Origin of the sequence: Methylocystis parvus OBBP, from assembly GCF_027571405.1 — a bacterium.
Lineage (GTDB): Bacteria > Pseudomonadota > Alphaproteobacteria > Rhizobiales > Beijerinckiaceae > Methylocystis > Methylocystis parva.
The window spans coordinates 3,181,084-3,207,062 of record NZ_CP092968.1 but is presented as its reverse complement, the minus strand read 5'-3'; the positions used below and the strand labels follow the sequence as shown (position 1 = coordinate 3,207,062).

The 25,979-nt window shown below is 61.4% G+C and carries 26 protein-coding genes, 1 tRNA gene, 1 pseudogene and 1 riboswitch; of the genes and pseudogenes, 15 read left to right on the top strand and 13 right to left on the bottom strand.

All coding sequences use genetic code 11. The annotated features are described in order from the left end of the window. Positions 1-13 precede the first annotated feature (13 nt). Positions 14-210, bottom strand: a riboswitch (cobalamin riboswitch). Between the two features lie 131 nt (positions 211-341). Then, entirely contained in the window at positions 342-1,106 is a 765-nt protein-coding gene (locus tag MMG94_RS15600; RefSeq protein ID WP_202948266.1) for a carbon-nitrogen hydrolase family protein, read from the bottom strand. A gap of 846 nt (positions 1,107-1,952) precedes the next feature. Here MMG94_RS15600 and MMG94_RS15595 point away from each other — a divergent pair. The 5 genes and pseudogenes from MMG94_RS15595 to MMG94_RS15575 all read left to right on the top strand — a co-directional run bounded on the left by MMG94_RS15595 (position 1,953) and on the right by MMG94_RS15575 (position 6,306). Further along, a pseudogene (locus MMG94_RS15595) lies at positions 1,953-3,097 on the top strand (integrase core domain-containing protein). A 338-nt stretch (positions 3,098-3,435) separates the two neighbouring features. Then, positions 3,436-3,858, top strand: coding sequence for a L,D-transpeptidase (locus tag MMG94_RS15590; protein WP_085985258.1), 423 nt, complete (start codon positions 3,436-3,438; stop codon positions 3,856-3,858). Between the two features lie 599 nt (positions 3,859-4,457). Beyond that, a complete protein-coding gene (locus tag MMG94_RS15585) occupies positions 4,458-5,279 on the top strand; it encodes an IS5 family transposase (RefSeq protein ID WP_154419675.1) in 822 nt (273 codons plus the stop codon). A gap of 500 nt (positions 5,280-5,779) precedes the next feature. After that, positions 5,780-6,178 carry a sensor histidine kinase gene (locus MMG94_RS15580; RefSeq protein ID WP_016919699.1) on the top strand — a complete coding sequence of 133 codons (399 nt, stop codon included), beginning with the start codon at positions 5,780-5,782 and terminating at the stop codon, positions 6,176-6,178. Further along, positions 6,178-6,306 (top strand): hypothetical protein, encoded by a 129-nt coding sequence (locus MMG94_RS15575; RefSeq protein WP_016919698.1) that lies wholly within the window; start codon positions 6,178-6,180, stop codon positions 6,304-6,306. The genes MMG94_RS15580 and MMG94_RS15575 overlap by 1 nt, the downstream gene beginning before the upstream one ends. A gap of 316 nt (positions 6,307-6,622) precedes the next feature. Here the strand turns inward: MMG94_RS15575 and MMG94_RS15570 are convergent, their stop codons facing one another. The 9 genes from MMG94_RS15570 to MMG94_RS15530 form a co-directional block, all read right to left on the bottom strand. Continuing rightward, complete coding sequence (locus MMG94_RS15570; RefSeq protein WP_016919697.1) at positions 6,623-7,000, bottom strand: DUF1622 domain-containing protein; 378 nt, start codon at positions 6,998-7,000, stop codon at positions 6,623-6,625. 22 nt (positions 7,001-7,022) lie between these two features. Then, positions 7,023-7,481 carry a YidH family protein gene (locus MMG94_RS15565; RefSeq protein WP_244415307.1) on the bottom strand — a complete coding sequence of 153 codons (459 nt, stop codon included), beginning with the start codon at positions 7,479-7,481 and terminating at the stop codon, positions 7,023-7,025. Between the two features lie 4 nt (positions 7,482-7,485). Next, a complete protein-coding gene (locus MMG94_RS15560) occupies positions 7,486-7,809 on the bottom strand; it encodes a hypothetical protein (protein WP_016919695.1) in 324 nt (107 codons plus the stop codon). A gap of 185 nt (positions 7,810-7,994) precedes the next feature. Next, positions 7,995-8,918, bottom strand: coding sequence for a formylglycine-generating enzyme family protein (locus MMG94_RS15555; protein ID WP_016919693.1), 924 nt, complete (start codon positions 8,916-8,918; stop codon positions 7,995-7,997). Between the two features lie 300 nt (positions 8,919-9,218). Beyond that, entirely contained in the window at positions 9,219-10,793 is a 1,575-nt protein-coding gene (locus tag MMG94_RS15550; RefSeq protein ID WP_016919692.1) for an arylsulfatase, read from the bottom strand. A gap of 273 nt (positions 10,794-11,066) precedes the next feature. Beyond that, positions 11,067-12,020 (bottom strand): helix-turn-helix domain-containing protein, encoded by a 954-nt coding sequence (locus MMG94_RS15545; RefSeq protein WP_026016205.1) that lies wholly within the window; start codon positions 12,018-12,020, stop codon positions 11,067-11,069. A 124-nt stretch (positions 12,021-12,144) separates the two neighbouring features. Further along, positions 12,145-12,567 carry a hypothetical protein gene (locus tag MMG94_RS15540; protein WP_016919690.1) on the bottom strand — a complete coding sequence of 141 codons (423 nt, stop codon included), beginning with the start codon at positions 12,565-12,567 and terminating at the stop codon, positions 12,145-12,147. An 80-nt stretch (positions 12,568-12,647) separates the two neighbouring features. Beyond that, positions 12,648-12,821 carry a hypothetical protein gene (locus MMG94_RS15535; RefSeq protein WP_016919689.1) on the bottom strand — a complete coding sequence of 58 codons (174 nt, stop codon included), beginning with the start codon at positions 12,819-12,821 and terminating at the stop codon, positions 12,648-12,650. 283 nt (positions 12,822-13,104) lie between these two features. Beyond that, the gene (locus MMG94_RS15530; protein ID WP_016919688.1) at positions 13,105-13,266 is read right to left on the bottom strand and encodes a hypothetical protein; all 162 of its coding nucleotides are present in this window, start codon (positions 13,264-13,266) and stop codon (positions 13,105-13,107) included. A 128-nt stretch (positions 13,267-13,394) separates the two neighbouring features. Between MMG94_RS15530 and MMG94_RS15525 the strand changes: the two genes are divergently transcribed. Then, positions 13,395-15,011 carry a recombinase family protein gene (locus MMG94_RS15525; protein ID WP_081495637.1) on the top strand — a complete coding sequence of 539 codons (1,617 nt, stop codon included), beginning with the start codon at positions 13,395-13,397 and terminating at the stop codon, positions 15,009-15,011. Here the strand turns inward: MMG94_RS15525 and MMG94_RS15520 are convergent. Continuing rightward, positions 14,968-15,044 (bottom strand) — tRNA-Met (locus MMG94_RS15520). The two genes, MMG94_RS15525 and MMG94_RS15520, sit on opposite strands and share 44 nt — an antisense overlap. Before the next feature lie 255 nt (positions 15,045-15,299). Here MMG94_RS15520 and MMG94_RS15515 point away from each other — a divergent pair. From MMG94_RS15515 to MMG94_RS15490, 6 genes are all read left to right on the top strand, one after another. Next, positions 15,300-16,175: a phosphoribulokinase gene (locus MMG94_RS15515; RefSeq protein ID WP_016919686.1), complete on the top strand. Its 876-nt coding sequence runs from the start codon at positions 15,300-15,302 to the stop codon at positions 16,173-16,175. Positions 16,176-16,185: 10 nt separating this feature from the next. Beyond that, positions 16,186-18,183, top strand: coding sequence for a transketolase (gene tkt / locus MMG94_RS15510; protein WP_016919685.1), 1,998 nt, complete (start codon positions 16,186-16,188; stop codon positions 18,181-18,183). A gap of 99 nt (positions 18,184-18,282) precedes the next feature. Beyond that, positions 18,283-18,525 carry a hypothetical protein gene (locus MMG94_RS15505; protein WP_244415305.1) on the top strand — a complete coding sequence of 81 codons (243 nt, stop codon included), beginning with the start codon at positions 18,283-18,285 and terminating at the stop codon, positions 18,523-18,525. Between the two features lie 229 nt (positions 18,526-18,754). Next, a complete protein-coding gene (gene fba / locus MMG94_RS15500) occupies positions 18,755-19,837 on the top strand; it encodes a class II fructose-bisphosphate aldolase (RefSeq protein ID WP_016919683.1) in 1,083 nt (360 codons plus the stop codon). 162 nt (positions 19,838-19,999) lie between these two features. After that, positions 20,000-20,809, top strand: coding sequence for an aminoglycoside phosphotransferase family protein (locus tag MMG94_RS15495; protein WP_016919682.1), 810 nt, complete (start codon positions 20,000-20,002; stop codon positions 20,807-20,809). A 238-nt stretch (positions 20,810-21,047) separates the two neighbouring features. Further along, a complete protein-coding gene (locus MMG94_RS15490) occupies positions 21,048-21,416 on the top strand; it encodes a YybH family protein (protein WP_016919681.1) in 369 nt (122 codons plus the stop codon). 107 nt (positions 21,417-21,523) lie between these two features. On the opposite strand, the gene MMG94_RS15485 is transcribed toward MMG94_RS15490, so the two are convergent. Then, the gene (locus tag MMG94_RS15485; RefSeq protein WP_026016201.1) at positions 21,524-21,772 is read right to left on the bottom strand and encodes a DUF2442 domain-containing protein; all 249 of its coding nucleotides are present in this window, start codon (positions 21,770-21,772) and stop codon (positions 21,524-21,526) included. Continuing rightward, positions 21,756-21,995 carry a DUF4160 domain-containing protein gene (locus MMG94_RS15480; RefSeq protein WP_026016200.1) on the bottom strand — a complete coding sequence of 80 codons (240 nt, stop codon included), beginning with the start codon at positions 21,993-21,995 and terminating at the stop codon, positions 21,756-21,758. Before MMG94_RS15480 ends, MMG94_RS15485 begins: the two co-directional genes overlap by 17 nt. 62 nt (positions 21,996-22,057) lie before the next feature. Between MMG94_RS15480 and rpe the strand changes: the two genes are divergently transcribed. From rpe to MMG94_RS15465, 3 genes are all read left to right on the top strand, one after another. After that, complete coding sequence (gene rpe / locus MMG94_RS15475) at positions 22,058-22,738, top strand: ribulose-phosphate 3-epimerase (RefSeq protein ID WP_016919678.1); 681 nt, start codon at positions 22,058-22,060, stop codon at positions 22,736-22,738. Positions 22,739-22,802: 64 nt separating this feature from the next. After that, on the top strand, positions 22,803-24,404 hold the full coding sequence (locus MMG94_RS15470; RefSeq protein WP_016919677.1) for a Na+/H+ antiporter: 1,602 nt from the start codon (positions 22,803-22,805) through the stop codon (positions 24,402-24,404). A gap of 78 nt (positions 24,405-24,482) precedes the next feature. Beyond that, positions 24,483-25,940: a pyruvate kinase gene (locus tag MMG94_RS15465; protein WP_016919676.1), complete on the top strand. Its 1,458-nt coding sequence runs from the start codon at positions 24,483-24,485 to the stop codon at positions 25,938-25,940. Positions 25,941-25,979 lie beyond the last annotated feature (39 nt).

Below are 25,979 nucleotides of genomic sequence, written 5' to 3'. Positions count from 1 at the left end.
CCGACGCTCTCGCGCGTGACCACGAATGATGGCAGGTCTCCTGGCTCGCGGGTCGTCGCCTCGAGCCGCCTTCCCAGGGACATTTCCCCAGTGGCTTTTTGGCTCTAAGGCTCACCGCTTACAGTTGCGGGGGCAGCCTCGGCATGGCGCGAATGCGCGCACCGAGTTCCCTTTTGATCCCCGAAGGGAACCATCGCGCCTATAAAGGCCGGATCAATTGGCGTGAGTCAAGCGGATTGGCCTCGGCGGCTCGAGGGGATGCTTGAGCGTTGCATTTTTGCATCATAACGGGAACCGGCGCGTTATCCGGCGTCGATCCGCTTTCGTCGCAACCTCGCGACTTAAGGAAAGGGAGCTATCGTAGAGTGGCGGACAAGCCGGTTCTCTTCGAAGCTCCAGTCGATCAGAAAAATGGCGTTGCGAGGAGCAGCGAAACTGACCAGGCGTTTGCCCGCGCTTGCGACGACGCTCTGCGCGGCGGTGAAGTCGATCCGCCTTTCCTGGCCGGTGCGGTTGCAAACGAAAATCGGCAGGGAGGTCGCCTCGGTGACCGCTTCCCATTCGCCGTTCGGACCATGCAGGCCCGGCCTCCAGGCCGCGGACGACACCAATGCGCGCGCGCCCTGGCGCGCCAGGGTTTCGGCGATGCTCGGCGTGTAGGCGTCCGCGCAGATCAGCATGCCCACCAGGCCAAAGCCGTCAATCGGAACGGCGTTGATTTCCTGGCCCGGGGTGGACCAGGCTTCCGAGCCGACGCGCAGCGCGTTGATCTTCCGGTGACGCCCGGCGATCTGTCCCACCCGATCGATCGCGAGCAGCGTATTGTAGCGCCTCTCCTCGACCCGCTCGGGGACGGAAAGAAAGACGGTCACACGGCGCCGCCGCGCGAATTCGGCTACGCCTTGAACCCATGGATCCGGCTGGGTTTCGATCCAGTCGGACCCAATGCGTTCGACGAATTCATATCCGGTGGTCGCAAGTTCCGGCGTCAGGATCCATTCGGCGCCCGCATCCGCCGCAGCTCGTATCGCCGCGTCGACAAGTCGCCGATTTTGCGCCAGGGCGCCCGGCTCCGGGGACAGGTGCAGGAGTGCTATCCGCGTCAAGGACGTCCCCGTTGCGTTCATTCAGCTTGTTTCGTTTGCGGCGACCGCCATGGCCCCGTTCGCACGATTTTCCGCTCAGGGTCAATTCTTGCCGATCCCGCGCGCTGTCGCCAGGGCGGATTATTCGCCATCGTGGACGGTCAGGCGCCGCAGGTGACGAATGAGGCTGGCCCGAAGTCGAACATCGACAGACGATCGGCCACGACACCCCTATGAAGTCCATCTTCGCATTCGAGCAGTTCGGTGACTAACCCGTAAAGGAGTTCCCCCGGGCTTTGCCGGGGCGGCAGTAGAAGTTTGACGTATTCGGCAGTCCGCCGTCGAAATTTCCAGTCGTGAGCCACCAAGCATACGATCAGAAAATCTGACGATGAACTGATGGCCGACGCATCCTTACCGACAGGGGTGGTGATGCGCAATCCAACAAGCAATGAGCGGCGTGAGCTCTGAAATGATGTCGACCCTCCGCCCGGACGTGCGGAGGGTCAGTTAGGTGAAAGCACGCGCCAAAGTCATCACCGGTACGCCGTCGCGCAGGAGAGAATCTGGCTATTCCCGCCAAAACTTGGCAACTGCACTTGGCCTATGCCGACTTCAGACGGACGCGGAATTTTCCCAGAAAAGACGCCCTCAACCGCACGCGGAGACTTCTTCAAAAAGATACGGCCGGGTTTCCCGAGACTTTGCCAGCGCCGTCGGAGGTTCCACATAACATACTAATTTTAGTTGATTGACCTGAGACATGGGTGACAGTTTGTTCCGGACACATGGGTGACGCCTCCCATCAGGCCAGCCTGGCGGGAGGCGTCTTCGGTTCGTCGCGCGCGCCTGCTCGACGGCGAGGCGATGAGCGATGTGTGCCGGGAGTTCGGCATCTCGCGCAAGACGGGTTACAAGATCTTCGATCGCTACAAGGAGAACGGCTTCGAGGCGCTCTCCGACCGCTCGCGGCGGCCGGTGCGTTACGCCAACCAGCTGCCTGAGCAGATCGAAAGCCTCATTCTGCGCTGCAAGCGCGAAAAGCCCCATTGGGGGGCGCGCAAGATCCGCGCGTTGCTGTTGCGCAAGCTCGACGGCGATTTCCGCGCCCCCGCCAACAGCACGATCCATGCGGTCCTATGCCGGCACGGCCTCGTCAAGGCGCTCGGACGCCGCCGCCCGCGCGCACAGGGCGCGAAGCTCTCGCCCGGACTTGCTCCGAACGATCTCTGGTGCGTGGACTTCAAGGGCGAGTTCAAGCTCGGCTCCGGACGCTACTGCTATCCGCTCACCGTCACGGATCACGCCTCGCGCTTTCTGCTGCTGTGCGAAGCGCTGGAGTCGACCAGGGAAGACCCGGCGATCACCGCCTTCGACCGGCTGTTTCGCGAGCGCGGCCTCCCCTGCGCCATCCGCTCCGACAATGGCGTTCCCTTCGCCAGCCCCAACGGCCTCTTCGGCCTCTTCGGCCTCTCCAAGCTCTCCGTCTGGTGGCTGCGGCTCGGCGTCGAGATCGAGCGCATCAAACCCGGTCATCCCCAGCAGAACGGCCGCCATGAGCGCATGCATCTGACCTTGAAGAAGGAGGCGACGCGACCGCCGGGGGCGAACAGCTTGCAGCAACAAGCCCGCTTCGACGAGTTTATCAAGGAGTTCAACGAGGAAAGGCCGCATGAGGCGCTCGCCATGAAACGCCCCGCCAATGTCTATCGCCCTTCCGCCGAGCCCTATGACGGGAAATTGCCGGAACTCGCCTATCCCTTGCACGACTGTGACGTGCTGGTCACCGCCTGCGGGCGCGTCTGCATGTATCGAAAGCGCGTCAACATCTCGACCGTGCTCGCCGGTCAGCACCTGGGAATCAAGAGGTCGACGACGGCATTTGGCTCCTCAGCTTCATGAGCTACGATCTCGGCTTCATCGATCTGGAGCAGAAGACTTTGCAACCCCTCGACAACCCGTTCGGCCCGAGGTTGTCACCTATGCCCTCGGTCCGGACAGGGGATCGGTAGTAGCGGAGGAGCGCTACCGTCTTTCCCCACGACGCCCAAACATACTCTACAGTATTCGATCGTGCGCTTAATACGGCTCGGTCTCAACCGTCGCCTTGGTGAGTTAGCATGGTCGACGGCCCATCATCCCAGCTGATCTCGCCAAGCTGTCGCTTGTGATCAGTGGTGGCTTTTTCGGCGCAAAGTTCGAATATTCTCAATTCGAGACGGCTCCTGATAACGGGAAGCAAGCATGCGTTGCTTTGGGGGCTTTTCCAGCTTTTCTCGTCGCAACTCTTGGACTTACAGAGGTTGCCGACGCCCGCGTCCACATCCACATCGACCTTTCAACTCAGACGATGCACGTGCAATCCGCCCGCGGTGATTATGCATGGCCGGTTTCAACCGCGCGCACAGGATATGTGACTCCCCGAGGGAATTACTCAGCGCGGAGTATGCAGCGAATGCATTACTCACGAAAGTACGACATGTCGCCGATGCCACATTCAATCTTTTTCCGCGGCGGCTACGCAATTCATGGGTCTTACGCCACGAGCGCATTGGGAAGCCCGGCGTCGCATGGCTGTGTGCGGCTGGCTCCCGGAAAAGCCGCGCTGCTCTATAAACTAGTTCGAGAGAAAGGCGCCAGTATCGCGATTGCGGGTTCCCCGCCACGCGCTGCTCGCTATGCGGGCGCGCGTCAACATTACGGCGCACGTCAAACTCACTGGCCTGAGCGGCAAACCTTCTCGAATCACTTTGAGCTACTTTTTGGCGACTAAACTTTTGCCAATCTGGTCAATATGAGCAACCCGATTCTGTCACGGCAGAGGCCGATCGCAACGAAGCCCGGTCTGACGTGCCCGGGCTTCTTACTGTGGACTCACAATCACGAGAGCGTCTCATGACACCGACGCCCCAACGCCCGTTCGCAAATTAATGTCGATTTTCCTGACGTTCCGATCGATTCCCTTGACGACCACTCTGTCGGTCGGATCGGGTACCCTGACGACCCTCCTGGCGCTCTTTACGTTCGTCCTGCGCAGCTTGAACAACGAAACCGTCCGACTTGGAGATCTCGACAACCTTGCGCGACGCAGCCACAGGCTGCTGCCTGTGCTGGGAAACCAAAGCCAATAAGCGACACCGCGCCGATCGCGAGTCCTAGGGTCTTATACGTTACCATTTTGTATCCTCCCTGCCCGACGGCCCCTCCGCATATGATTTCATCCGCGTATGAGGCGACGGCTGCCTTTGAAGATAAGAACAATTCAATCACACGCACCGCGCTAAATCGCAGGAGACCCGCTCCCGTTCTCCCACTCTTAGAGTCCGTTTGAGAATGGTTGAAGGCTTGTCGCTGGCGTGATTCAAGCACGGGATGTGGACCCGAGCGAATCGCGCCAAGATGGCCGCCATTGAAAAGCAAACCAAGCGGTATCCGACAGATTTGACCGACGAGGAGTGGACGCGCGTCGAGGCGTTTCTTCCGTCGCCAGCGCGGCGAGGACGAAAGCCCTCTGTGGAGTTGCGCGAGGTTTTGAACGCCATCCGCTACATCGCTCGCGCCGGCTGCGGCTGGCGCATGCTGCCGAAGGACTTTCCGCCTTGGCAGACCGTTTACTGGTGGTTTCGTCGCTTCATGCGCCGCTTTCTTTTCGAGACGATCCATGACGTGGCTCTGATGATCGACCGCGAGCGCGCGGGCCGCGCGGCGAGCCCTTCGGCAGGCGTCATCGATAGTCAGTCGGTGAAAGCGCCCGCCGCGAAAACCCGAGGCTACGACGCCGGCAAGAAGATCAACGGGCGCAAACGCCACATCGCCGTGGACACGGACGGACGGCTGCTCATGGTCAATCTGACGACGGCGGATATTTCCGACTCCGCGGGCGCGCAGCAGGTTCTCGACGCCATTCGTAAGCGCTGGCCGTGGATCAAACATCTATTCGCCGACGGCGCCTATGATCGAAGGAAACTCATGGATAAGGCGGCGTTCAAGGACTTCGTCGTCGAGATCGTGAAGCGCATCGACGCCGATCCAGGCTTCAAAGTCCTGCCGCGATGCTGGGTGGTTGAGCGAACCTTTGGCTGGATGACCCGCTGGCGACGCCTCGTGCGCGATTACGAAAAGCGCATCGACGTCTCCAAGGCCATGATCCACGTCGCTCTCGGTGGACTCCTCTTGCGCAGGATCGCGCACTGAAATCAATTCTCAAACGGACTCTAAGGCGTCGAGAGCATTGTGTGACAAAATAATCGGTAGGTGCGGCGTTCGTTACGGTAAACTGGCCGCAATGCCGAGCAGCGTCGACAAATGGCTGCAGCCTCAAGAAACGCAATCCAAATCTTGGGTCCGCCGCCGGGATGCGATGCAACTTGTTGGCCTTGTCGAGTTTAAGCGACGGCGCGCCTCAGCGCTCGTTTATGCCGAGCGTTGTCGCCCGCCCGTCGTTCGCTCACGTCGCCGCCGCGCGCGGGACAAACCCGAGCCAATGCGCGATCCCTGGTAAAAAGCGGCGCGTAGCCGCTTCGAATCCGAGGACGAAAATCAGCGAGACACCCAGCCCAGACTACGCCCCGGATTTCCCCCAGGGCAACCCTCCATAGCCGTCTTCGCTTTGTCGCAAGCGCCCGCGGCCTGGACGCCTGGAGCGCAACTCAACATTTCATATCGTGGGCGATCCCAATCCAAAGGCGAGGGGATTGGTCCTGGCGCAAGTCGAGGAGAAGAGCTTAGCCCCGACCGTCCCGGAACTCGATCTCGGGGAGACGGTTCTTGCCGTGGCGACCGACTATACGCCGATTGCACTTGCTCATGGCCGCCGTATCGCGTTCGAAGCGCCGCCGAGCCGCGTCGTCATAAGAGGCTATGAGTGGGCTGTGGAGAGCGTCGTGACCAACCTTATCGAAAACGCCGCGCGCGCTGAACCTGCTGGAGGAGTGGTGATCGTCCGCGTTTTGGCGAATGGCGAGGTCGAAGTCGTCGATTACGGGGAAGGCGTGGAACTGACCCATCGCGACATGATTTTCGAGCCATTCTGGCGAAAGAGCGAGGCGGCGCCAGGGACGGGGCTCGGCCTTGCCATCGCGCCCGGGAGCTGATGATGAAACTCCACGGCCGCATCTGGGTCGAGGAGACGCCTGGCGGGGGCGCGATACTCAAGCTGGCCTTCCCAGCGGTCGAAAAAGGCGAGACGCCCAGGCGGACCGCGCAAACGTCGGTCGCCTGACCGGTGGAGGGAAATTGAGCTGTCGGTAGTCCTATGGGATTCCCCCAGGTTCTGTGGCGACGTCGCTGACATTCAGCGGAATGGGAATCAATCCGGCTCAGCTTAGAAACGTATTCATCGCGGCCGGCCTGCGGGAACGGTAATTGGCGCCATAAACGGCGCGAGAACGCGCCTCCGCCCGCTGAGTGTGGCTGATATCGCCATTGGCGCTCCAGCTTAAAACAGCCCGCTGAATGGCGAACAGCGTTTTTGCCTCTATTACGCCAGCGACGCCAACCCGCCATCGCCGGGATCGGACATCCCATCGACAGAGCAGCTATGGCGGGGCGTCGACACATTTGGATTTTCGCATTTCATTCTGCCGCTCCCGCATTTCAGCGAGGTCTCGCTCCAAGAAGAAATTAAGGAAGGTTCGGATCAAAGCTATTGCGCCGACTTTCACGATTTCCTCCCATGATGGAGTGATCGAGGTCTCGATGATGTCTGCAGCGAGTTGAAATGTGAGGCCGGCCACCAGCCAGCGAGCATAGCGCAGCCAGACATCGCGCCGCTCATGGCCGGCCTGAGATGATATTAACACCCAGCCGCCCCGAATGAAGGCCTCGACCGTCCCGATCAGAATGATGACAAGGACCATCAGATTGATCACCACCACCGCCTGCTGCGTGGCGGCGACAAGCCACTCCTTCAGCATAGGAAGTCCTCACTCTTTCGATCTATCCGAAGGGACCGATATTGAAGATCATGCTGACGATCGCCGTGACGCCAATCAGAAGCAATATGATTGCGGTGAGGAGCGTGAGGGAAACGGGAAACTGACTCTCTCCGTGAACGAGGCCATCAGCAATCATCGCATCGCGCTGATGCCGCAGATGCAACATGAACTGGATATGATAGATGATGCCGCCGATGAGCATGACGATGCCGAGCCCGACCAGCGCGATGCCGAAATTGCGCGCCGCGCCCGCATGCATGACGACGTTTTGATCACGAAGTTTCTGGAAGAACTGAAAGATGGTGAACCCGAATCCGATGAGCGACAGCGACGTGCGGATGACGGACATCAATGTGCGATCTGCGCTCATGCGCGTGCGCTGAAATGACATTCCAGTGCGGCGCGACGACAGCTCGACGGAAATCTGATCGGGGTTGGATTGGCGAGTGGTGGGTTCCATAATCCTATCCATGCGTCGTCGATGACAGGTTTCTCGTGATCCAGCGCCGCGCAACGCGCGCGATCGGTCCGCGCAGGAGAAGATACGGGATAAAGGCCAAGAGGAGCGCGACCAGCGCGCCTTCTCCCGGATAGAAGGCGCCCAGCACCTTGTACTGGTAGATGACGTCCATCCCGAGCCCGAGCAGGATGATACGCGCGGTGGACAAGACGCTTTCTCTCAGCCGACTCGATCGTCGCTCGGAATCGTTCAGCACCGTCCAGAAATAGGGCTCGCGATCAAGCTTGGCGTCTTTGACGCCATCATGAAGCGCGGCGATAGACGCCATCAGCGGCTACAAAATGAATCGAAACATTATCGGGCCGCTGGGACGCTCGACAATGTCCCGCCAGATGCGCCTCTGTACCTCGGTAGACAACCCGTACCACATCACGCCGAGCACGATGAAAACGCATAGGGCTATAACCGCAACCCAGGCAACGAGCCGCGCTTTCGTCGAGGGCGTGCCGGCGGTCATGATGACGCGCCCTGCCTGACCACGCATCGAAAGCCGACATGGCTCGTCGACGTGTCAATCGGTTCGGCATGGCGCGCCGCCGGTCGATAACGGCGGCAATAGTTTGGTGCGCACAGATGCGAACCGCCCTTCAGAACCTTGCGGGGAATGCGTATTTCAGGCTGGCAAGGATCGTAGCTGTCCTGTTCGCGCGGGCCGCGCGGGTTTTTCGGAATGCAGCACGCTTTCCCGGCGTCGGCTTCGTGCTTCGGCGCATACCAGTCGGACGTCCACTCCCAGACATTGCCGATCATATCATAGACGCCATAGCCATTTGGCGGAAAGACCTTCACTGGCGACGTGCGGGAGAATCCGTCTGAATTCAGATTCTCGCTTGGAAAATTTCCCTGCCAGGTGTTGGCCATATGCTGGCCGCCTGGCGTGAGTTCATCGCCCCAGGCGTATTCCGCTCCATCAAGGCCGCCGCGTGCGGCAAATTCCCATTCCGCCTCGCTTGGCAGTTCTTTGCCGACCCAGTGCGCATAGGCCAGCGCGTCGGAATAGGCCACGTGCACGACCGGGTGATTGTCGAGTCCGCTGATATTACTTTTCGGTCCATATGGATGACGCCATTCCGCACCCTTCAGAAACTGCCACCATTGGCTCCAATCGCCGAGATTCACCGGATGCGTGGGAGGCCAAAACGTCAGCGACCCGGCATAGAGCATATGCGGCAGCGCGCCGGGATAATCTTTTGGGTCGGGTGGAATCTCGGCGAAGGTGACGTGCCCGGTCGCCTTCACAAATTCCTTGAATTGACGGTTTGTAACCGGCGTTGCATCGATCCAGAAGCTATCGACCGTCACACAGTGCGACGGCGCCTCTTCCGGATAATGCTTGTCCGATCCCATGCGGAAAGTTCCGCCAGGAATGAGAACCATTCCGGCGTTCGCCGGCGTTTTGGAAGGCGACTTTGCTCCAGTCGAAATATGAGCCACCGCTTCGCTCCGTCGCGGCCGAGTTTTAGAGTCACGAATTACGGCTCGTGCGGCCCCCGCGCGGCATGGCCGCGCCGGGCCGGCCATGCTTCTTCGATAGCGGCAGATCGCCGATGCTAGAGCGCGTTGCGAGAAAGCGGGAACCCATTTTAGCGTAGAACGCGCTCTAATCTCTAAGAATCGATCACCTTGTCTGCGTTTAGGCGAGTCCGCCTAGACGCAGCGTGATCTAGCGGTGAACCGCTAGTTGCCTACCGGCAGGCCGATCTGGAAGCCTTCCTTGGCAAGCTGTTCGCGCAAATAATCGAACCGCTGGAATTGCGTGATGGTGATCGGGCCGGAGTAACCTTCGCTTTGAAGCTTGCGGGGCGGGTGCTTCAAATAAGTCTGCATCAGCTCCTTGATCGCGGCGTTGATCGTGACCAGCGTCCAGGTGTGCTCGGTGTAATTGTTCATGAAGATGTCATAGCGCTCCTGGGGGTCCTGCCAGAGATCGAAAACCTGAGGAACGGTCGCGACGTAAGAGTTCGGTCCTTTCCAGCCAAGATTGGAGTCGACCGAGAGACCACCCGTGCGTGCGCCATCGTCGCCTCGCAGGTTGAAGACGGCCTTGTAGTTGCCGACTCGCGCAGCGCCGGGCGTCAGCTCATTCTCGGTGAAGTAGAACCAGCTCTTGCGCTCCCACTTTCCTTCGCCGAACAGCAGCGGCGACATGTCGTAGCTGTCGAAGATGATGGGCTGACCTTCACGATCCTTTTCCGGCAGCTTCGCGCCTGCGAGTGACGCGAAAGTCGCCATGTAATCCAGGCCGCCGACGATGTCAGAGTTTCTTGACCCCGCCTTGATCCCAGGCCCCCAAGCGATCGAAGGAACGCGATTGCCGCCCTCACGACATGTCCCCTTGGTGCCGCGATAGGGCGTATATCCGGCGTCCGGATAGACGTCCTGCCAGGCGCCGTTGTCCGTCGTCCAGAACACATAGGTATTCTTGTCCAAGCCGAGCGAACGAAGCTTGTCCATGATGCGGCCGATCCGGGTGTCTGCCTCGACGATCGAATCCGCAAATTTGCTCTTCGACAGCGACTTACCCTTGAAGTCCGGGTGCGGCAGGTTCGGTTGATGCACTTTCATGAAGGAGACGGTCAAGAAGAACGGTTGCCCCGACTTTCCATTCCTGTCGAGATATTCAAGCGAAGCCTTCTCGACATATTCGTCGTAGAACGGAATGCCAACGACGCCCTTTTCCGGCGTGTTGACATATTGTCCGTTGACCTTGAAATCCTCCTTGGCCTTTTCTCCCGCCTTGCCCGACAAAGCGCCCTGGGTCACCTGCTCGAACATCGTCCGCAAATCCGCGTCCATATCCGGGAACCAGGTCTCATCAGCGTAGGTATATGCGTTGAGGTGATAAAGGCCGACATATCGCATTTCATCGTAGCCATGCGCGATAGGCAGCGCGTAATCGGACTCGCCCAAGTGCCACTTGCCCGAATAGAACGTGTTGTAACCGGCCGTCTTGAGAACTGACGCGAGCGTCCACTCCGCCGCCGGCAGGCCGCCGCCCTGTCCCTGGAACGCGACCGTCGTCATGCCGCTGCGGTTCGGGATGCGACCGGTCAGCATCGCCGCGCGACCGGGGGTGCAGCTTGGCTGTCCGTAGAAGGAAAGAAACTGCATGCCCTCGGCCGCCATCCGGTCAAGGTTCGGGGTCGGCATGCCGCGGTTCTCGCCGCCGCCATAAACGCCCGCGTCTCCGTATCCGAAATCATCCGACAAGATGAGGACGATGTTCGGCTTCTTGCTCGCAGCTTCTGCCATTGACGCCTCCTGTTGCTTTCCCGTGCGCGTTGGTTCTCTAAGTCCGAATGAACTTGCCGGCTTGGCGCAAAGAGTATCTATCGCCGTTGGGCTTGAGGACCACATCGATCACCTCGATGACCCTTAGTGTCCTGATACGCCTTGCAATAGACGATTGCGTCATGGATATTCTGTTCGTGGTTTCGGCGGCAATTTTGATGAACTTTATGCGCAGCGCTGAAGGCGCGCTATGCGGATTGTGCCAATCCAGTTCATTGGCGGAAACTCGGGTCGCTATCCGGCCAGGGTCTGAGACGGCAGCTCTCCAAAATGCTCGCGATACCAATGCGAAAAACGGCCGAGTTCGGTAATGCCCCAGCGATTTGCAACGCTTGTTATCGTGCAGCGCCTCTCGGCATCGGAGACAAGTTCGCAGCGGATACGGTGGAGCCGTAGCTTCAAGACATAACTGTAGGGCGTTTCATTCAGCACCGTCACAAAAGCCCGGTGCAGCGTCCGGCGCGTTGTCGAGGCCGCTGTCGCGATCATATCGATCGACAGGGGATGCTCGAGATTTTCGTAAATGAATTCTCGCGCCCGAGCGACAATGCGAGCATATTTTTGCGAATTGATAAGAGAGAGATGAGGACGCGGTTCTCGCCCCAACTCGCCTATGAATATATCCAGCAACTGCCGGCTCAGCGCTGCGGGGCTCGGCTTGCAGCCTTGGTCTTCCGCCGAATGCACCCGCCAAAATTCGGATCGCAGTTTAGCAAGGGCTGCTCCGGACGTTTGCCCCTTTACCACGCCGCTGCCTGAGAGGATCTTTCGATCGAGCGCTACGCCGATCTTCGCGGCCATCTCTTCCAGGCGCTCAAAACTGAGCGTAGCGGCCGCATACATCGAGCCTGGCGCGTAAAGCGCATCCTGAACGTCGCCCGGCAGGAAAACGCCGATATCCCCGCTCAACGTTTCGTTAAGCCATTGGCTTGAGCCCGGCGGCAGCACGACGCCCAAGCCAAGCGTCACCATATTCTTGGAAAGCGATCCTTTGATAGAGACATAGCCGCCAACATATCCCGTGTTGCAGGTGACGTCATCGCAAGTCGCGAAAGCCAGACTTCCCGTAACAGGGGCGCGCGACATCTGCATGGCGTCCAAGCCTGCGCCATGAATGGCGTCGCTCAAATCCTCGATCCTGGAAACCGAAAGCTGCGTCCATTGGGTCTCGCGATCCAGAATGCCCATCTTTGTCGCCTCCAGATAAGGCAAAAACGTCAAACACCTGTCATTCCGGATCGGCTTAGTGACGAATTAATTACATCTTTGACCCTTAGTTATCGAACGGCGCAGCTCTGTCATGATGACTTAGCTACCCTAAAACAATCCTCGCCGCGGTGTGTCGAGGTCGACGATAATCAAAGATCAGCCGGACAATCAGACCCACCATAATGTAGGTCGCAAAAAACGCACGATATCCAGCCCATCCGAAAGAATAGCCTATGACGAGATCGCCCATGAGAAAAGTGGCAAATAACAAAAGCAAGACCACTTCTGGGAGGCGCCGGTTTGGGAAGCGTTGATCGGCGCCCCCGAAAGCGCCGCGCTCTATGTTTACGGTGGGAACCTCAGGTTCGACGCCTTGGGCTCCGAGGCAGCGCCGGTCGATCAGCGAGGCGATTGCCGAACGGGACGCCGAGTGGCGCGAGATGGCATTCGTTGGCCTGAGGACGGTGAAGCCGCGCACGGTGGCCGTGGCGGCGATCGCGATGTCCTCGAAGCGGGGATCACCCAAACCGCGCACGCCTCTGGGCTGACCCGGCGCTTGGCAGGCGCATCCGCCGACACGATGTTGGCGTCGAGCAAATACAAAGGTCAAAGCGCAGCGTCATGCAAGGCGCGCGCGGGCTTGCGGCGGCGCACGGGGACGTCTCCCGATCCGCCGGGGAAGGCCAGCAGCAGGTCGGCGAAGCTCGGCGCCTTGGCGAGTCTCTCCCATTCCTCAGACGAGACGAGCACGGCTTCCTGACAGCCTTGCCGGGTGATCATGGTGGGCTCGCCCGCCACGGCGCGATCGAGCGCGCGGAAAGCGTGGCCTCCGCGTCCTTGAGCTGAAGCTCCTTCATTTCGGCGCTCCAAATATGACCACCAATAGGCACGTATTGCCTATTGGTGGTCGGTCGAACATGTTCGTCGCCAATCGGCGATAGCCGATATGAGCCTATCTCGAGGCCGTCGACCCGCTGTCGAAAAGCTCCGCGCGTCCCTTCCTCAGAAGGCGCGGCTTGAGGGACGCGGCAATCGCGGTGGGTTCTCTCGAATTCGTAAAGACCTATCCCAATTGCGCGACGACAACGCCGATTTTGCGATCATGGGCTTTGGCTATTTCCTCCAGAAAATCTTCGTTGCGATGATCGCTCGCTATGTCGCAATCGAAGATCCGAAAGGTTGCCTCGAAGGCAGGAAGAGGTTCCAGTCCGTCTGCTGGAATCATGGAAATCGATTCGGATATTCAATTTTCTCTGGTCGAAATCATTCGAGCGCTTGCGCGAAGCGCCGCGCGGGAGGATCATCGCGAAGCCCGAGAGGTCGAAGCGACATCCTTGCGGAGGCGGACCGAAGATGAAACGCGCAGCGATCTACGCCCGTTTTTCAACGGAGCTACAGCACGAACGTTCGATCGAAGACCAAGTGGCGGTGTGCCGAAATTACGCCGAACGCAACGATCTTGAAATCGGCGGCGTCTACGACGATCGAGCGCGTTCGGGCGCTTCGATGTATGGCCGCGACGGACTGTTGCGCCTTCTCGACGCTGCTCGCGATGGCGCCTTTGAAGTCATCCTGATCGAAGCGTTGGATCGACTGTCCCGTGATCAGGAAGATCTCGCCGGCATATGGAAGCGGCTCAATTTCCTGGGAGTCGAACTACGGGCCGTGCATGAAGGCACGGCGGATCAAATTCAGATCGGCGTGCGGGGACTTCTCGGCTCGCTCTTCCTGACAGACCTGGCTCACAAAGTTCGACGCGGAATGCAGGGCGTCGTGAGAGACGGGCGTCACGCCGGCGGACGGGCCTATGGCTATCGACCTGTGGCCGGCAAGCCGGGCGAATTGGAGATTGTCGAGCCTGAAGCTGCGATCGTTCGTCGTATCTTTCACGACTATGTCGGCGGCAAGACGCCGCGGGAAATTGCCCATGCGCTGAACAAGGAAGGCGTGAGACCGCCTCGCGGCGTCAATTGGACGCCTTCGACGATCAACGGCAACAAGAAGCGGCATCACGGGATCATTCTCAACGAGCTTTATGCAGGCGTCGTCGTGTGGAACCGCGTCCGAATGATCAAAGACCCGGACACAGGGCGGCGCGTTTCACGATCGAATCCACCCGAAGAGTGGAAGCGGGCGGAGGCGCCGCATTTGACGATCGTCGCCAAGGATTTGTTCGAGGCGGCGCAACAACGGAAGGCCGAGCGCACATTCGATGCGCCTCAAAAACAGCGAAAAGCGAAGTTCCTGCTTTCCGGACTTCTGAAATGCGGCTGCTGTGGCGGCGGGCTATCGATGAAGGATCGCGATCACGGCCGGGTCAGGGTCCATTGTTCGACAATGCGGGAGGCCGGAACCTGCTCGAACCGGAAGATTTTCGACGAAATCGAGAAAGCCGTCCTGGCTGGTCTGCAACAGCATCTCAAGGCGCCGAAGCTCCTGAAAGAGTTTGTGCGAACATACCAGGGAGAGCGGGAGCGGCTGGCGGCGGAGAAGGTCCGGCAGCGCGGCAAGCTCGAAAACCGGCTGGCTGAAGTTCAGCGTTCTCTCGACAGGATGTGGTCGGACTATGAGGCGGAGCGCGTCCCCGTCGACGTCCTGGGACCCCGGATGAAGGAGGCTCAGGCGCAAAAGCTGGCGCTGATCGCCGAACTCGAGACGCAGCCGGAGCCGGAAAAGATCGTAAGCCTGCATCCGGCGGCGCTACGGCACTATGAGGAGCTGGTCGGGCGGTTAGGCGGCGTTTTCGGCCAAGGCGTGACCCCCGACAATGAGGAGACGGCGGAAAAAATCCGCGAGCTGGTGGCGAAGGTGATCGTCAGACCTTCCGAGGAAGGGCTCAAGATCGAGCTTCAGGGCCGCCTAGCTTTGTTGATGGGCGCGCCCAACGTCTACCCCAACATGCGGATCGCGGCGTCGGGGGGATCGGTGGTAGCGGAGGAGGGATTCGAACCCCCGACACAGGGATTATGATTCCCCTGCTCTGGCCAACTGAGCTACTCCGCCCCGCAGCCGTCTTGATGCGGCCGTTTTGGACGGGAGCGATATAGGTCGCGGCCGCGCGACAAGTCAAGCGGCTGTCGCAAAGGGTGGAAATCCCCCGAAACGCGCACCGCCAGCCCTTTCGTCCCCCTCCTTTTGGCGGCGGCCGGCTCTCAAAAGCCTTTCCTTTGCTGGGCGGCCATGCGACAAGCCGAGCGCGGCGCGTCCGAGGGCGCGGCCGCCGCCAGCTCGTGAAGGAAATCGGTGGGTAGCGCGCCCATGTCGGTCAAACACCCCATCATCTCGATCACCGGCTCCTCGGGCGCCGGCACGAGTTCGGTAAAGGCGACTTTCGAGCAGATTTTCCGACGCGAGCGCATCGAGGTCGCCTATGTCGAAGGCGACAGTTTCCACCGCTACGACCGCGAGGTCATGAAGGCCAGAATGGCCGAGGCGCAGGCCAGCGGCAATCACCATTTCAGCCATTTCGGCCCGGACGCCAATCTCCTCTCCGAGCTCGAAAATCTCTTCCGTGAATATGGGGAGACCGGGTCGGGCCGTTACCGGCACTACGCCCATGACGAGAACGAAGCCGCTCTCCTGGGCGTGCCGCCGGGCCAGTTCACCGACTGGCATGAGCTCCCCGCCAACACCGATATTCTTTTCTACGAAGGTCTTCACGGGGCGGTCGTCACCGACGAGGTCAATGTCGCGCGTTACGCGGACCTCAAGATCGGCGTCGTGCCGGTGATCAATCTCGAATGGACCCAGAAGCTTCATCGCGACCGCCATTCGCGCGGCTATACGACCGAGGCCGTCACCGAGACGATTTTGCGCCGCATGCATGATTACGTGCATTATATCTGCCCGCAATTTTCCGAGACGGACATCAACTTCCAGCGGGCCGCGACGGTCGACACCTCCAACCCTTTCGTCGCGCGCTCGATCCCGACGCCCGACGAGTCGATCGTCGTCATACGCTTCCGCGAGCCGCGCGGAGTCGATTTTCCCTATCTCGTCGCGATGATCGCCGGCAGCTGGATGTCGCGGGCCAACTCCATCGTCATTCCGGGCAACAAGCTCGATCTCGCCATGCAGCTCATCCTCACGCCGAGGATTCTGGAACTCGTGAAGCGCCGCAAGAGCGCGACCTGAAAGAAAGACAATGTCCGAAGCACTCGCACCCGCCTCTTCCGTCGATGCGCGCCTTTGCGCCAACGCCATTCGCGCGCTCGCCATGGACGCCGTCGAAAAGGCCAAGTCCGGACATCCCGGAATGCCGATGGGCATGGCCGACGTGGCGACCGTGCTCTTCCAGCGCTTCATGAAATTCGACGCGAGCCGGCCGGACTGGCCCGACCGCGACCGTTTCGTGCTCTCCGCCGGCCACGGCTCCATGCTGCTCTACGCCCTGCATTATCTCCTGGGCTATCCGGGTATGACGAAGGCCGATCTCGAAAATTTCCGCCAGTTCGGCGCGCCGACCGCCGGACATCCCGAATATGGCCACGCCCCCGGCGTCGAGACGACGACGGGGCCGCTCGGCCAGGGACTCGCGACCGCCGTCGGCATGGCGATCGCCGAACGTCTCGCCGCCGCGCGTTTCGGCGACGACCTCGTGGATCACAACACCTATGTGATCGCGGGCGACGGCTGCCTGATGGAGGGGCTTTCGCACGAGGCGATCGACCTCGCGGGTCATCTCAAGCTCTCGCGCATGATCGTCCTGTGGGACGATAATTCGATCTCGATCGACGGCCCGACCGACCTCTCGACCTCCATGGATCAATGCGCGCGCTTCGCCGCCGCCGGCTGGCATACGCAGCGCGTCGACGGCCACGACATGGACGCCGTCGCCAAGGCGATCAAGGCCGCCAAGGCCGATCCGCGCCCCTCCATGATCGCCTGCCGCACGGTGATCGGCTACGGCGCGCCCGGCAAGCAGGGCAAGGAGTCCGTGCATGGCGCGCCGCTCGGCGCCGCCGAGATCGAGGCGGCCCGCGCGTCGCTGGAGTGGCCGCACATTCCCTTCGAGGTGCCGGAGGGCGTCCTATCGGCGTGGCGCGCCGCCGGAAGCCGCGGGGCCGCGGCGCGAGAAGCCTGGGACCGGCGGCTTGCCGCCTCGCCCAAGGGCCGAGCTTTCGAGACCTTTCTTGCAAACGACGTGGCGAAGGAGATCGCCGGCCCGCTCTCGGAGTTCCGCGCGACGCTCGCCGCCGAGAAGCCCAAGGTCGCGACGCGCAAATCCTCGGAGATGACGCTTGGCGTCATCAATGCGGCGACGGGCGCGACGATCGGCGGCTCGGCGGACTTGACGCATTCAAACTTCACCCTCACCAAGGGCATGGGCTCGGTGAAACCCGGCGATTTCTCAGGCCGCTACATCCATTACGGCGTGCGCGAATTCGGCATGGCGGCGGCGATGAACGGCATCGCCCTGCATGGCGGCTTCGTGCCCTATGGCGGCACCTTCCTGGTCTTTTCCGATTATGCGCGCGGCGGAATCCGCCTCTCGGCGCTCATGGGCCTGCGCGTGATCTATGTGCTGACCCACGATTCCATCGGCCTCGGCGAGGACGGCCCGACGCATCAGCCGATCGAACATCTGGCGTCGCTGCGCGCCATGCCGAACCTTCTCGTCTTCCGCCCGGCGGACGCGATCGAGACGGCGGAATGCTGGGAGCTCGCCATTGCGCAGAAGGCGACGCCCTCCATCCTCAGCCTCTCGCGCCAGAACCTGCCGACGCTGGAGCGCCCCGTCTCCGAGAATCTTTCGGCCAGGGGCGCCTATGTCCTGCGCGAGCCCGCAGGCGAACGCGACGTCACGATCCTCGCGACGGGCTCCGAGGTGGAGATCGCGCTCGCCGGCGCTGACGCGCTGGCGGCGAAGGGAATCAAGGCCGCCGTCGTCTCCATGCCGTGCTGGGAGCTGTTCGAAGCGCAGCCGGCCGATTACCGCGCGAAAGTGCTGGGCACGAGCCCGCGCATCGGCGTCGAGGCGGCGGCGCGGTTCGGCTGGGACCGCTGGCTCGGCGAGAACAGCGTCTTCATCGGCATGACCAGCTTCGGCGCGAGCGCGCCGGCGGCGGAGCTCTATAGGCACTTCGGGATAACCGCCGAGGCCGTGGCCGACGCGGCCATCGCGCTGGTTCGGGCCGTCTAGACGAGAACTTTACAATAAGCGACGCGGCGAATGAGAATGTGCTAGAATGCCTCGGCCGGGATTACCCGGGTGAGGCGCATTATGACGATGGACGCTGCATTGAGCGACGAACCCGAAAACCTCACATTGGCGCTGCTGCGCAAGATCGACAAGAAAGTGGACGCCGTCGACGCGAAAGTCGATGCTCTAGGGACCGAGCTTCGTTCGGATATGCGGTCCCTTCGCGCAGATGTCGCATCCGACATGCTGAACCTCGAAAAGCGCCTTGGCGACCAGATCGTGGGACTGCGCCGCGCGGTGGTGGAATATCACTCCTCGGCGGTGGGCGTGGCGTCCTGCTGAACGAATTCGAGGAGCGCCTGCGCCGCCTCGAGCACCATGTCGGCCTGCCGACCGAGAGTCACTGACGGGCCTCGGCGGCGTTGGCGCGGCCGCCTTGCCCGCGCGCCCGGCTTTCGGCGCAGATTAGGCTCTCAGCCCCGACTGGCCCTCATTCCCGGTACGCTGTAGATAACAGCGTAACTTCCCGCTATTCAATCGGCGCCCGCCTCTGAAAGGGAGAATCGTCCCCATGGCCCTCATCACCCTGCGACAGCTTCTCGATCACGCCGCCGAGCACGATTACGGCGTGCCCGCCTTCAACATCAACAATATGGAGCAGGGCCTCGCCGTGCTCGAGGCGGCCTCCTCGGTCGACGCGCCGGTCATCATCCAGGCCTCGCGCGGCGCGCGCAGCTACGCCAACGACATCATGCTCGCCAAGATGATCGAGGCGCTGATCGCCATGTATCCCGACATCCCCATCGTGATGCATCAGGACCACGGCAACAGCGAAGCGACCTGCGCCAGCGCCATTCGCTTCGGCTTCTCCTCCGTCATGATGGACGGCTCGCTCAAAGCCGACGGCAAGACGCCCGCCGATTACCAGTACAATGTCGACGTGACGCGCCGCGTCGTCGATCTCGCCCATTGGGTCGGCGCCTCGGTCGAGGGCGAACTGGGCGTGCTCGGCTCGCTGGAGACGGGCGAAGGCGAGAAGGAGGACGGCCACGGGGCCGAGGGCAAGCTCTCGCATGACCAGCTTCTGACCGATCCGGCGCAGGCGGTGGATTTCGTCGCGGCGACGAAGGTCGACGCGCTCGCCATCGCCATGGGCACCTCGCACGGCGCCTATAAATTCTCGCGCAAGCCGGACGGCGCCATTCTCGCGATGCATGTCATCGAGGAGATCAACCGCCGCCTACCCAACACCCATCTCGTGATGCACGGCTCGTCCTCCGTGCCGCAAGAGCTGCAGGACGCCTTCAACGCGGCGGGCGGCGAAATGCCCCAGACCTGGGGCGTGCCGGTGGCGGAGATTCAGCACGGCATCAAGTTCGGCGTGCGCAAGATCAACATCGACACGGACTGCCGCATCGCCATGACGGCGGCGATCCGCGCGACACTCGGCAAGAACAAGGGCGAGTTCGACCCGCGCAAATACTTAAAGCCCGCGCAGGAAGCGATGGTGAAGGTGTGCCGGCAGCGCTACGAGGAATTCGGCACGGCCGGTCAGGCCAGCAAGATCAAGCCGATCCCGATGGCTGAGATGGCGAAGCGCTATGCGTCCGGCGCGCTTGATCCACTGTTCGCGGCGAAGAAGGCGGCGGAGTGAGAGCTTAGGGAGTTTTGAAATGGCGTCTCCGGCTCGCGGTGAATGCGGCCGGGGCGTCAATCCTTTTAGGAAAAGCAATCCGACTTTGAGCGCTCAAAAATCATAACTTATTGGAAGAAATCCCCATTTCGACAGTCTTCGTCATCGCGGCGGCTTTTGCACATGTTTGCAAATTACTTAAATCAATGGAAGCTGACGCCTGACGGCGAACCAATCATCACCCGCACCGGCAAGCTTTTGCCAGTGAGGCAAGGCGGCGTCCCCGCAATGCTGAAAATAACTTTGTCGGAAGAAGAAAAGACCGGCGGCGCCCTGATGTCGTGGTGGAACGGTGAAGGCGCCGCCCGCGTCCTGGCAAGGGACGGCGGCGCAATTTTGCTGGAACGAGCTGAAGGCGGTGGATCGCTCGCCGAATTATCCAGAAACGGAAGAGATGATGAAGCGAGCCGCATCATTTGCAGCGTCGTCGCTAAGCTGCATTCCGTGAAAAGCTCCCCGCCCGAGGGACTCCGCGCGCTTCCCCAGTGGTTTCGAGAACTTGAACCCGCCGCTGCGCGATATGGCGGCATATTGCTAAAATCCGCCGACGCCGCTCGCGATTTGCTTTCCACGCCACAAGACTCGGTGGTGCTGCACGGCGACATTCATCATGGCAATATTCTTGATTTTGGCGCCCGTGGTTGGCTTGCAGTCGATCCGAAAGGGCTCTTAGGCGAACGAGCTTTCGATTATGCAAATATTTTCTGCAATCCCGATCGAGAGGTAGCGACAGCACCGGGACGCTTGGCGCGCCAAGCCTCTATAATCGCCGAAGCATCCGGGCTGGCGCGGGCGCGGTTGCTGCAATGGATTCTTGCCTACGCAGGTCTCTCCGCCGCATGGTTTTTGAATGATGGCGACGAAGAAGGAGCAGCGCTGCCCCTCTTCACAGCGGAAGCAACAGCAGCCGAGCTTGCAAACCGCAGATATTGAAATGTGCAAAACTCAGACATACCGTGTGAAAACTCCTCTGAAGCGAAGATTGTCAGGTAACGCTGAGGTTTTCCGCCGAAGGCGCGGTGGGACAGGATCGTCCGAGGCGACGTGATCGTCAATGGCCTCAGGCAAAAGCAATGTCTGCGAGCGGTCTGTTCCTGATAGATGCGCCATAGCAAATTCTATCAAAATCCTCCAACCGACGATCTCCCACTTAACGGACCGGACAGGAAACATGAGCGCTGACAAGCACATGAAATTGTATGAAGAGAAGATCAATCTCCATCGGTTCGATGAAGTCGAACCGCTCATATCTTCCCAAGCCGTCTTTTGGTTTACTGACGGCACACATCGCGGGATCGCGGAAATAAGAGCCGCGTTCGAGCGGACATGGACAACGCTTCGAAATGAGATTTATTGGCTAGAAGACCTCGAATGGATCGGTATGAGTGACGCTGTGGCAAGCTGCACGTATCGCTTCTGCTGGAAAGCAGGGATAGACGGTCAAACATTCGAAGGGACGGGCCGCGGGACGACGGTTCTCAGAAACAAAAGTGGCCAATGGGAAATCATTCACGAGCATCTCAGCCGTTTCCCAAATTGACCGCTGGAGACTTTTCACTTGGTCTGCAAGACTTTCGCATCAAAACTTAATTATTGAGAAATAAGGACCTTTTTGATGCAAAAGTCCAGCGCCAAATGCCGCTCCCCTCAAGCCGCCGCCTCGCGCCTCTGTGTTTGATCGCCCTTCCCGGCCAGAAGGCCGGCGATCGAAATATCCTCGTCCAGTTCCTCCCAATGCAGACCGCCGCGGCTGATTTCGAAAGCGAGACGCTGCCGGGGCGTCGCGTGGAGGAGGCGCGGAAACCAGGCGAGGGGGACGCCCAGGACGCGCCCGTCGGACAGTTCGACCCACATGCTGTCGTCGTCGAAACGCAAGGATTTAGCCGAAATAGTCATGCCATGTCCTTTCGATCAAGACGGATCTCTCTTCGATGAGGCGCGCCAGTAAACGCAAGGTCTTTGCGTCGAAGCCATCGCTTGCGGCGAGATTGACGGGCCCAATCCAGAATTTTGCGACGGCTTCGCCTTTACGTACATGAATATGGACCGGCTCGCGCGGGTCGCCCTCGTTCGAGTAGAAAAAGAATTTGTAACCGTCATGCCGAAAGACCACAGGCATTTTCGTCGCGCCCCGCCGCCGCGCCATGCTAATGATCGGCGAACTCAAATCAAGCAGCCCCCATGCCCGACATCCTCATCGCCCCCTCCATCCTCTCCGCCGATTTCGCCAAGCTCGGCGAGGAAACGCGCGCGATGGCGGCCGCCGGCGCCGACTGGATTCACCTCGACGTGATGGACGGGCATTTCGTGCCCAACATCACCTTCGGCCCCGGAATCGTCGCGGCGCTGCGCCCGCACACCAAACTGCCGCTCGACGTCCATCTGATGATCTCGCCCATCGACCCCTATATCGGCGCCTTCGCGGACGCTGGCGCCGACATCATCACCGTCCATGCCGAGGGCGGCCCGCATCTCCATCGCTCGCTGCAGGCCATTCGCGCGAAGGGCAAGAAGTCGGGCGTGTCGCTCAACCCGGCGACGCATGAGAGCTGCCTGCAATATGTGCTGGACGACATCGACCTCATCCTCGTCATGAGCGTCAATCCGGGCTTCGGCGGGCAGAGCTTCATCCCCGCGCAGCTCGACAAGATCCGTGCGATCCGGGAGATGATCGGGCGGCGCGACATACGCCTCGAGGTCGACGGCGGCGTGACGCCTCAGACGGCGACGGCCATCGTTGAAGCGGGCGCCGACGCGCTCGTCGCGGGCTCGGCCGCCTTTCGCGGCGGACCGTCCCAATATCAGGCGAATGTCGCCGCCTTGCGCGAGGCGGCGGCGCAGGCCGGCTCGGTCGCCATTTAAGTCATTCAACTGGCGCCGCAACTGCTCTAGGGTCGGTGCGTCTTTTCCGCCTCCCGAAGTAGAAATGATCGCGCACGCCCCTTTCGTCATCCTGCTTGCGTTGCTCGCCGCGGCGCTCATTCTCTCGATTCTCGCCAAGCGGCTCAACATGCCGCCCGCGGCCGCCTATGTCCTTGGCGGAATGGCGCTCTCCTTCGCGCCGCAGCGGCTGCCCTTCGAGATCGATCCGGAATTCATCCTGGTTCTGTTCCTGCCGCCTTTGCTGCAATCCAGCGCCTATTTCACCGTTTGGCGGGACTTCAGGGCGAATCTCCGGCCAATCCTGATGCTCGCCGTCGGCGCGGTGACCTTCACCACCGCGATTGTCGGCCTCGCGGTCCAATGGCTATTGCCGGAGCTGCCGGTCGCGGCCGGATTCTGCCTTGGCGCCATCGTCTCGCCGCCCGACGCCGTCGCGGCGAAAGCCGTGCTGGGGCGGCTGAACGTTCCGTCGCGGCTCGTGACCATTCTCGAAGGCGAAAGCCTCGTGAACGACGCCTCTGGCCTGATGCTCTACCGCGTCGCGGCCGCTGCGGCGCTCACCGGCGTGTTCGACTGGTCGGAAGCCGCACTGATGTTCGGGCGGTTGACGGCCGGAGGTCTCGTCGTGGGCGCCGCCGCCGGATTCGCCGCCAATTTCGTCATGGCGCGGCTGCGCGACACGCAGCTCATCATCATTGCGAGCTTCCTCGCCGCCTGGGCGACCTATATCGGCGCGGAGGCGCTGCATGTGTCGGGCGTGCTTGCGGTCGTCACGGCCGGGCTCATCATGGGCTGGGGCCAACATGCGCTTCTCGACGCGGAGAGCCGGCTCGAGGCGCAAGCGGTCTGGCGCTCCGCCGTCTTCGTCATGGAGGCGCTGGTCTTCATTCTCATCGGCCTCGCTTTGAGAAAGGTCGTCGAAGAACTCGGCGGCTTCGGCCCCGCTCTGACCTCGTCCCTGCCCCAGGCGCTCATCGTCACGGCGGCGATGATCGTCGCGCGCTTCCTCTGGGTGTTTCCCGCCGCCTATGTCCCGCGCCTGCTCATCCGCTCCATCCGCGAGCGCGATCCCCGTCCGCCGCTGTCCTTCCCCGTCATCATTGGCTGGGCCGGAATGCGCGGCGTCGTGAGTCTCGCCGCCGCCCTCGCCTTGCCGGTCGAATTCCCTGGCCGAGGCTTCATCATTCTGACCACATTCGTCGTGATCGCCGTCACGGTTCTCGTCCAGGGCGCCACCTTGGGGCCTCTCGTAAGGTGGCTGAAACCGGCTGCGCCTTCGATCGGCCCCTATCCCCATCTCAGCGAGCATGAGACCAGGGAGAAGATTTACGCGGCCGCGCTGGAGCGCATCGCGGCGGAGGTCGACGAGGAAGGCAAGGAGCGCCACCCCAAACTTATCGAGGAATATCGCCGCCGGGTCTTCGTCTACCGAAGGAACCATGAGGAGCCTGAGGCGATCGCCGACGTGCGGAGGGCGCATTTCGAGATGGCGCTCGCCGCCGTCTCGACGGCGCGCGCGGAGCTGTTGCAACTGCACCAATCGGGCTACGTGCACGACACGACGCTCCATGCCGTCGAGGCCGAGCTCGATCTCGAGGAAGCAAGGCTGCGCCGGCTGTCCGGAGAGCGAGCGAACGGCCATTGAGGCGCCGCCGCGCCCGGCTGTAACAATTTCGTCGCCTCGCTGTTGAAAATACGCCGACGATCGAACCAGGCGGAGAAGATGCGCGGCTGCGGAAAGACTTACGACGCAAAAAAGGAACTGGTCGCGCTGAAGGACGAGGTGGCGTCGCTGCGCGCGGCCGTCATAAGCGAGGGCGAAGCGCGACTTGTCGATTGGGGTCTTGCCGCCCCAGGGGAAGACGGCGCGCGCAATCTCGCTCTCTATCTGTCGCTTCGCAGCCGCGATCTGAGCGCGCTGCAGCTGCGCCTCGCGGCCTTCGGTCTATCCTCGCTGGGAAGAAGCGAAGCGGACGTGCTGACGTCTCTCGACGCGCTGCTCGCGACGCTTCGCCGACTGTGCGGCGAAAAAGCGGACTATCCCATGCGCGAAGCGGACGACCCGCTGAAGCGCGCCTGCGACGCCGTTTTCGGCCCGGCCGCCGAGCGGCGAACGCGAATCATGGCCACCCTGCCGAGCGAGGCGGCCGACGATCCGACTCTCGTCTCGGCCCTTATCGCCGCGGGAATGGATTGCGCCCGGATCAATTGCGCTCACGACGAGGCGCGGGCCTGGCGTCGGATGGCCGGCCATGTTCGCGCCGCTGCGGAACGCCAGGGTCGCGCCTGCCGTATCCTGATGGACATTGGCGGACCCAAATTGCGGATCGAAGCAGTCCGGGGACCGGAGAAATGCCGGCTTGGCGCCGGCGACCGTCTCATATTGACCGAGCGCCTCGATCCGCGCGGCAAAGGCGTCGTCGCCAGTCTGAATTTTCCCGAAGCCGTCAAAGAGCTTAAGCTTGGCATGGAAATCTCCTTCGACGACGGCAAGGCGGCGGGCCGGGTCGTCGCGCGCGGCGATGCGGGCGTCGAGGTCGAAATCCTCTCGGCCCGCGCCAAAGGATTGCGCCTGAAGCCCGGCAAAGGCGTCAATCTGCCGACGGTCGAGCTCGGCCTCTCGCCGCTCACGGAAAAGGACCTCGCCGATCTCGACTCGGTCGCCGAGCTCGCGGATCTCGTCGGTTTCTCCTTCGTGCAGCGCGTCGAAGACATCTCCCTTCTGGAGGCCGAGCTTGCGGCGCGTCGCGGAGACCGCCCGCCCCCGGGCCTCGTTCTGAAGATCGAAACGCCGCTCGCGGTGCGCAATCTGCCGCGCCTCATCGTGCGCGCGGCCGCCCGTCAGCCGACGGCGGTGATGATCGCGCGCGGCGATCTCGCCGTCGAAGTCGGTTTTGCGCGGCTGTCCGAGATGCAGGAGGAAGTGCTCTGGCTCTGCGAGGCGGCCCATACGCCGGCGATCTGGGCGACTCAGGTGCTCGACCAGCTCGTCCACGAAGGCGTCGCCAGCCGCGCCGAGACGACCGACGCCGCCATGGCGCAGCGCGCCGACTGCGTCATGCTCAACAAGGGCGCCTATCTCCCGCAAGGCGTACGGTTCCTGCGCGACGTCCTCGATCGCATGGATCGCCATCAATGGAAGAAATTCGCCCGCCTTTCGCGCCTGAAGGCCTGGTCCTGAGCCCCGGGTTGCGAAGCGGCCCGCTCGGCATTATGGAGA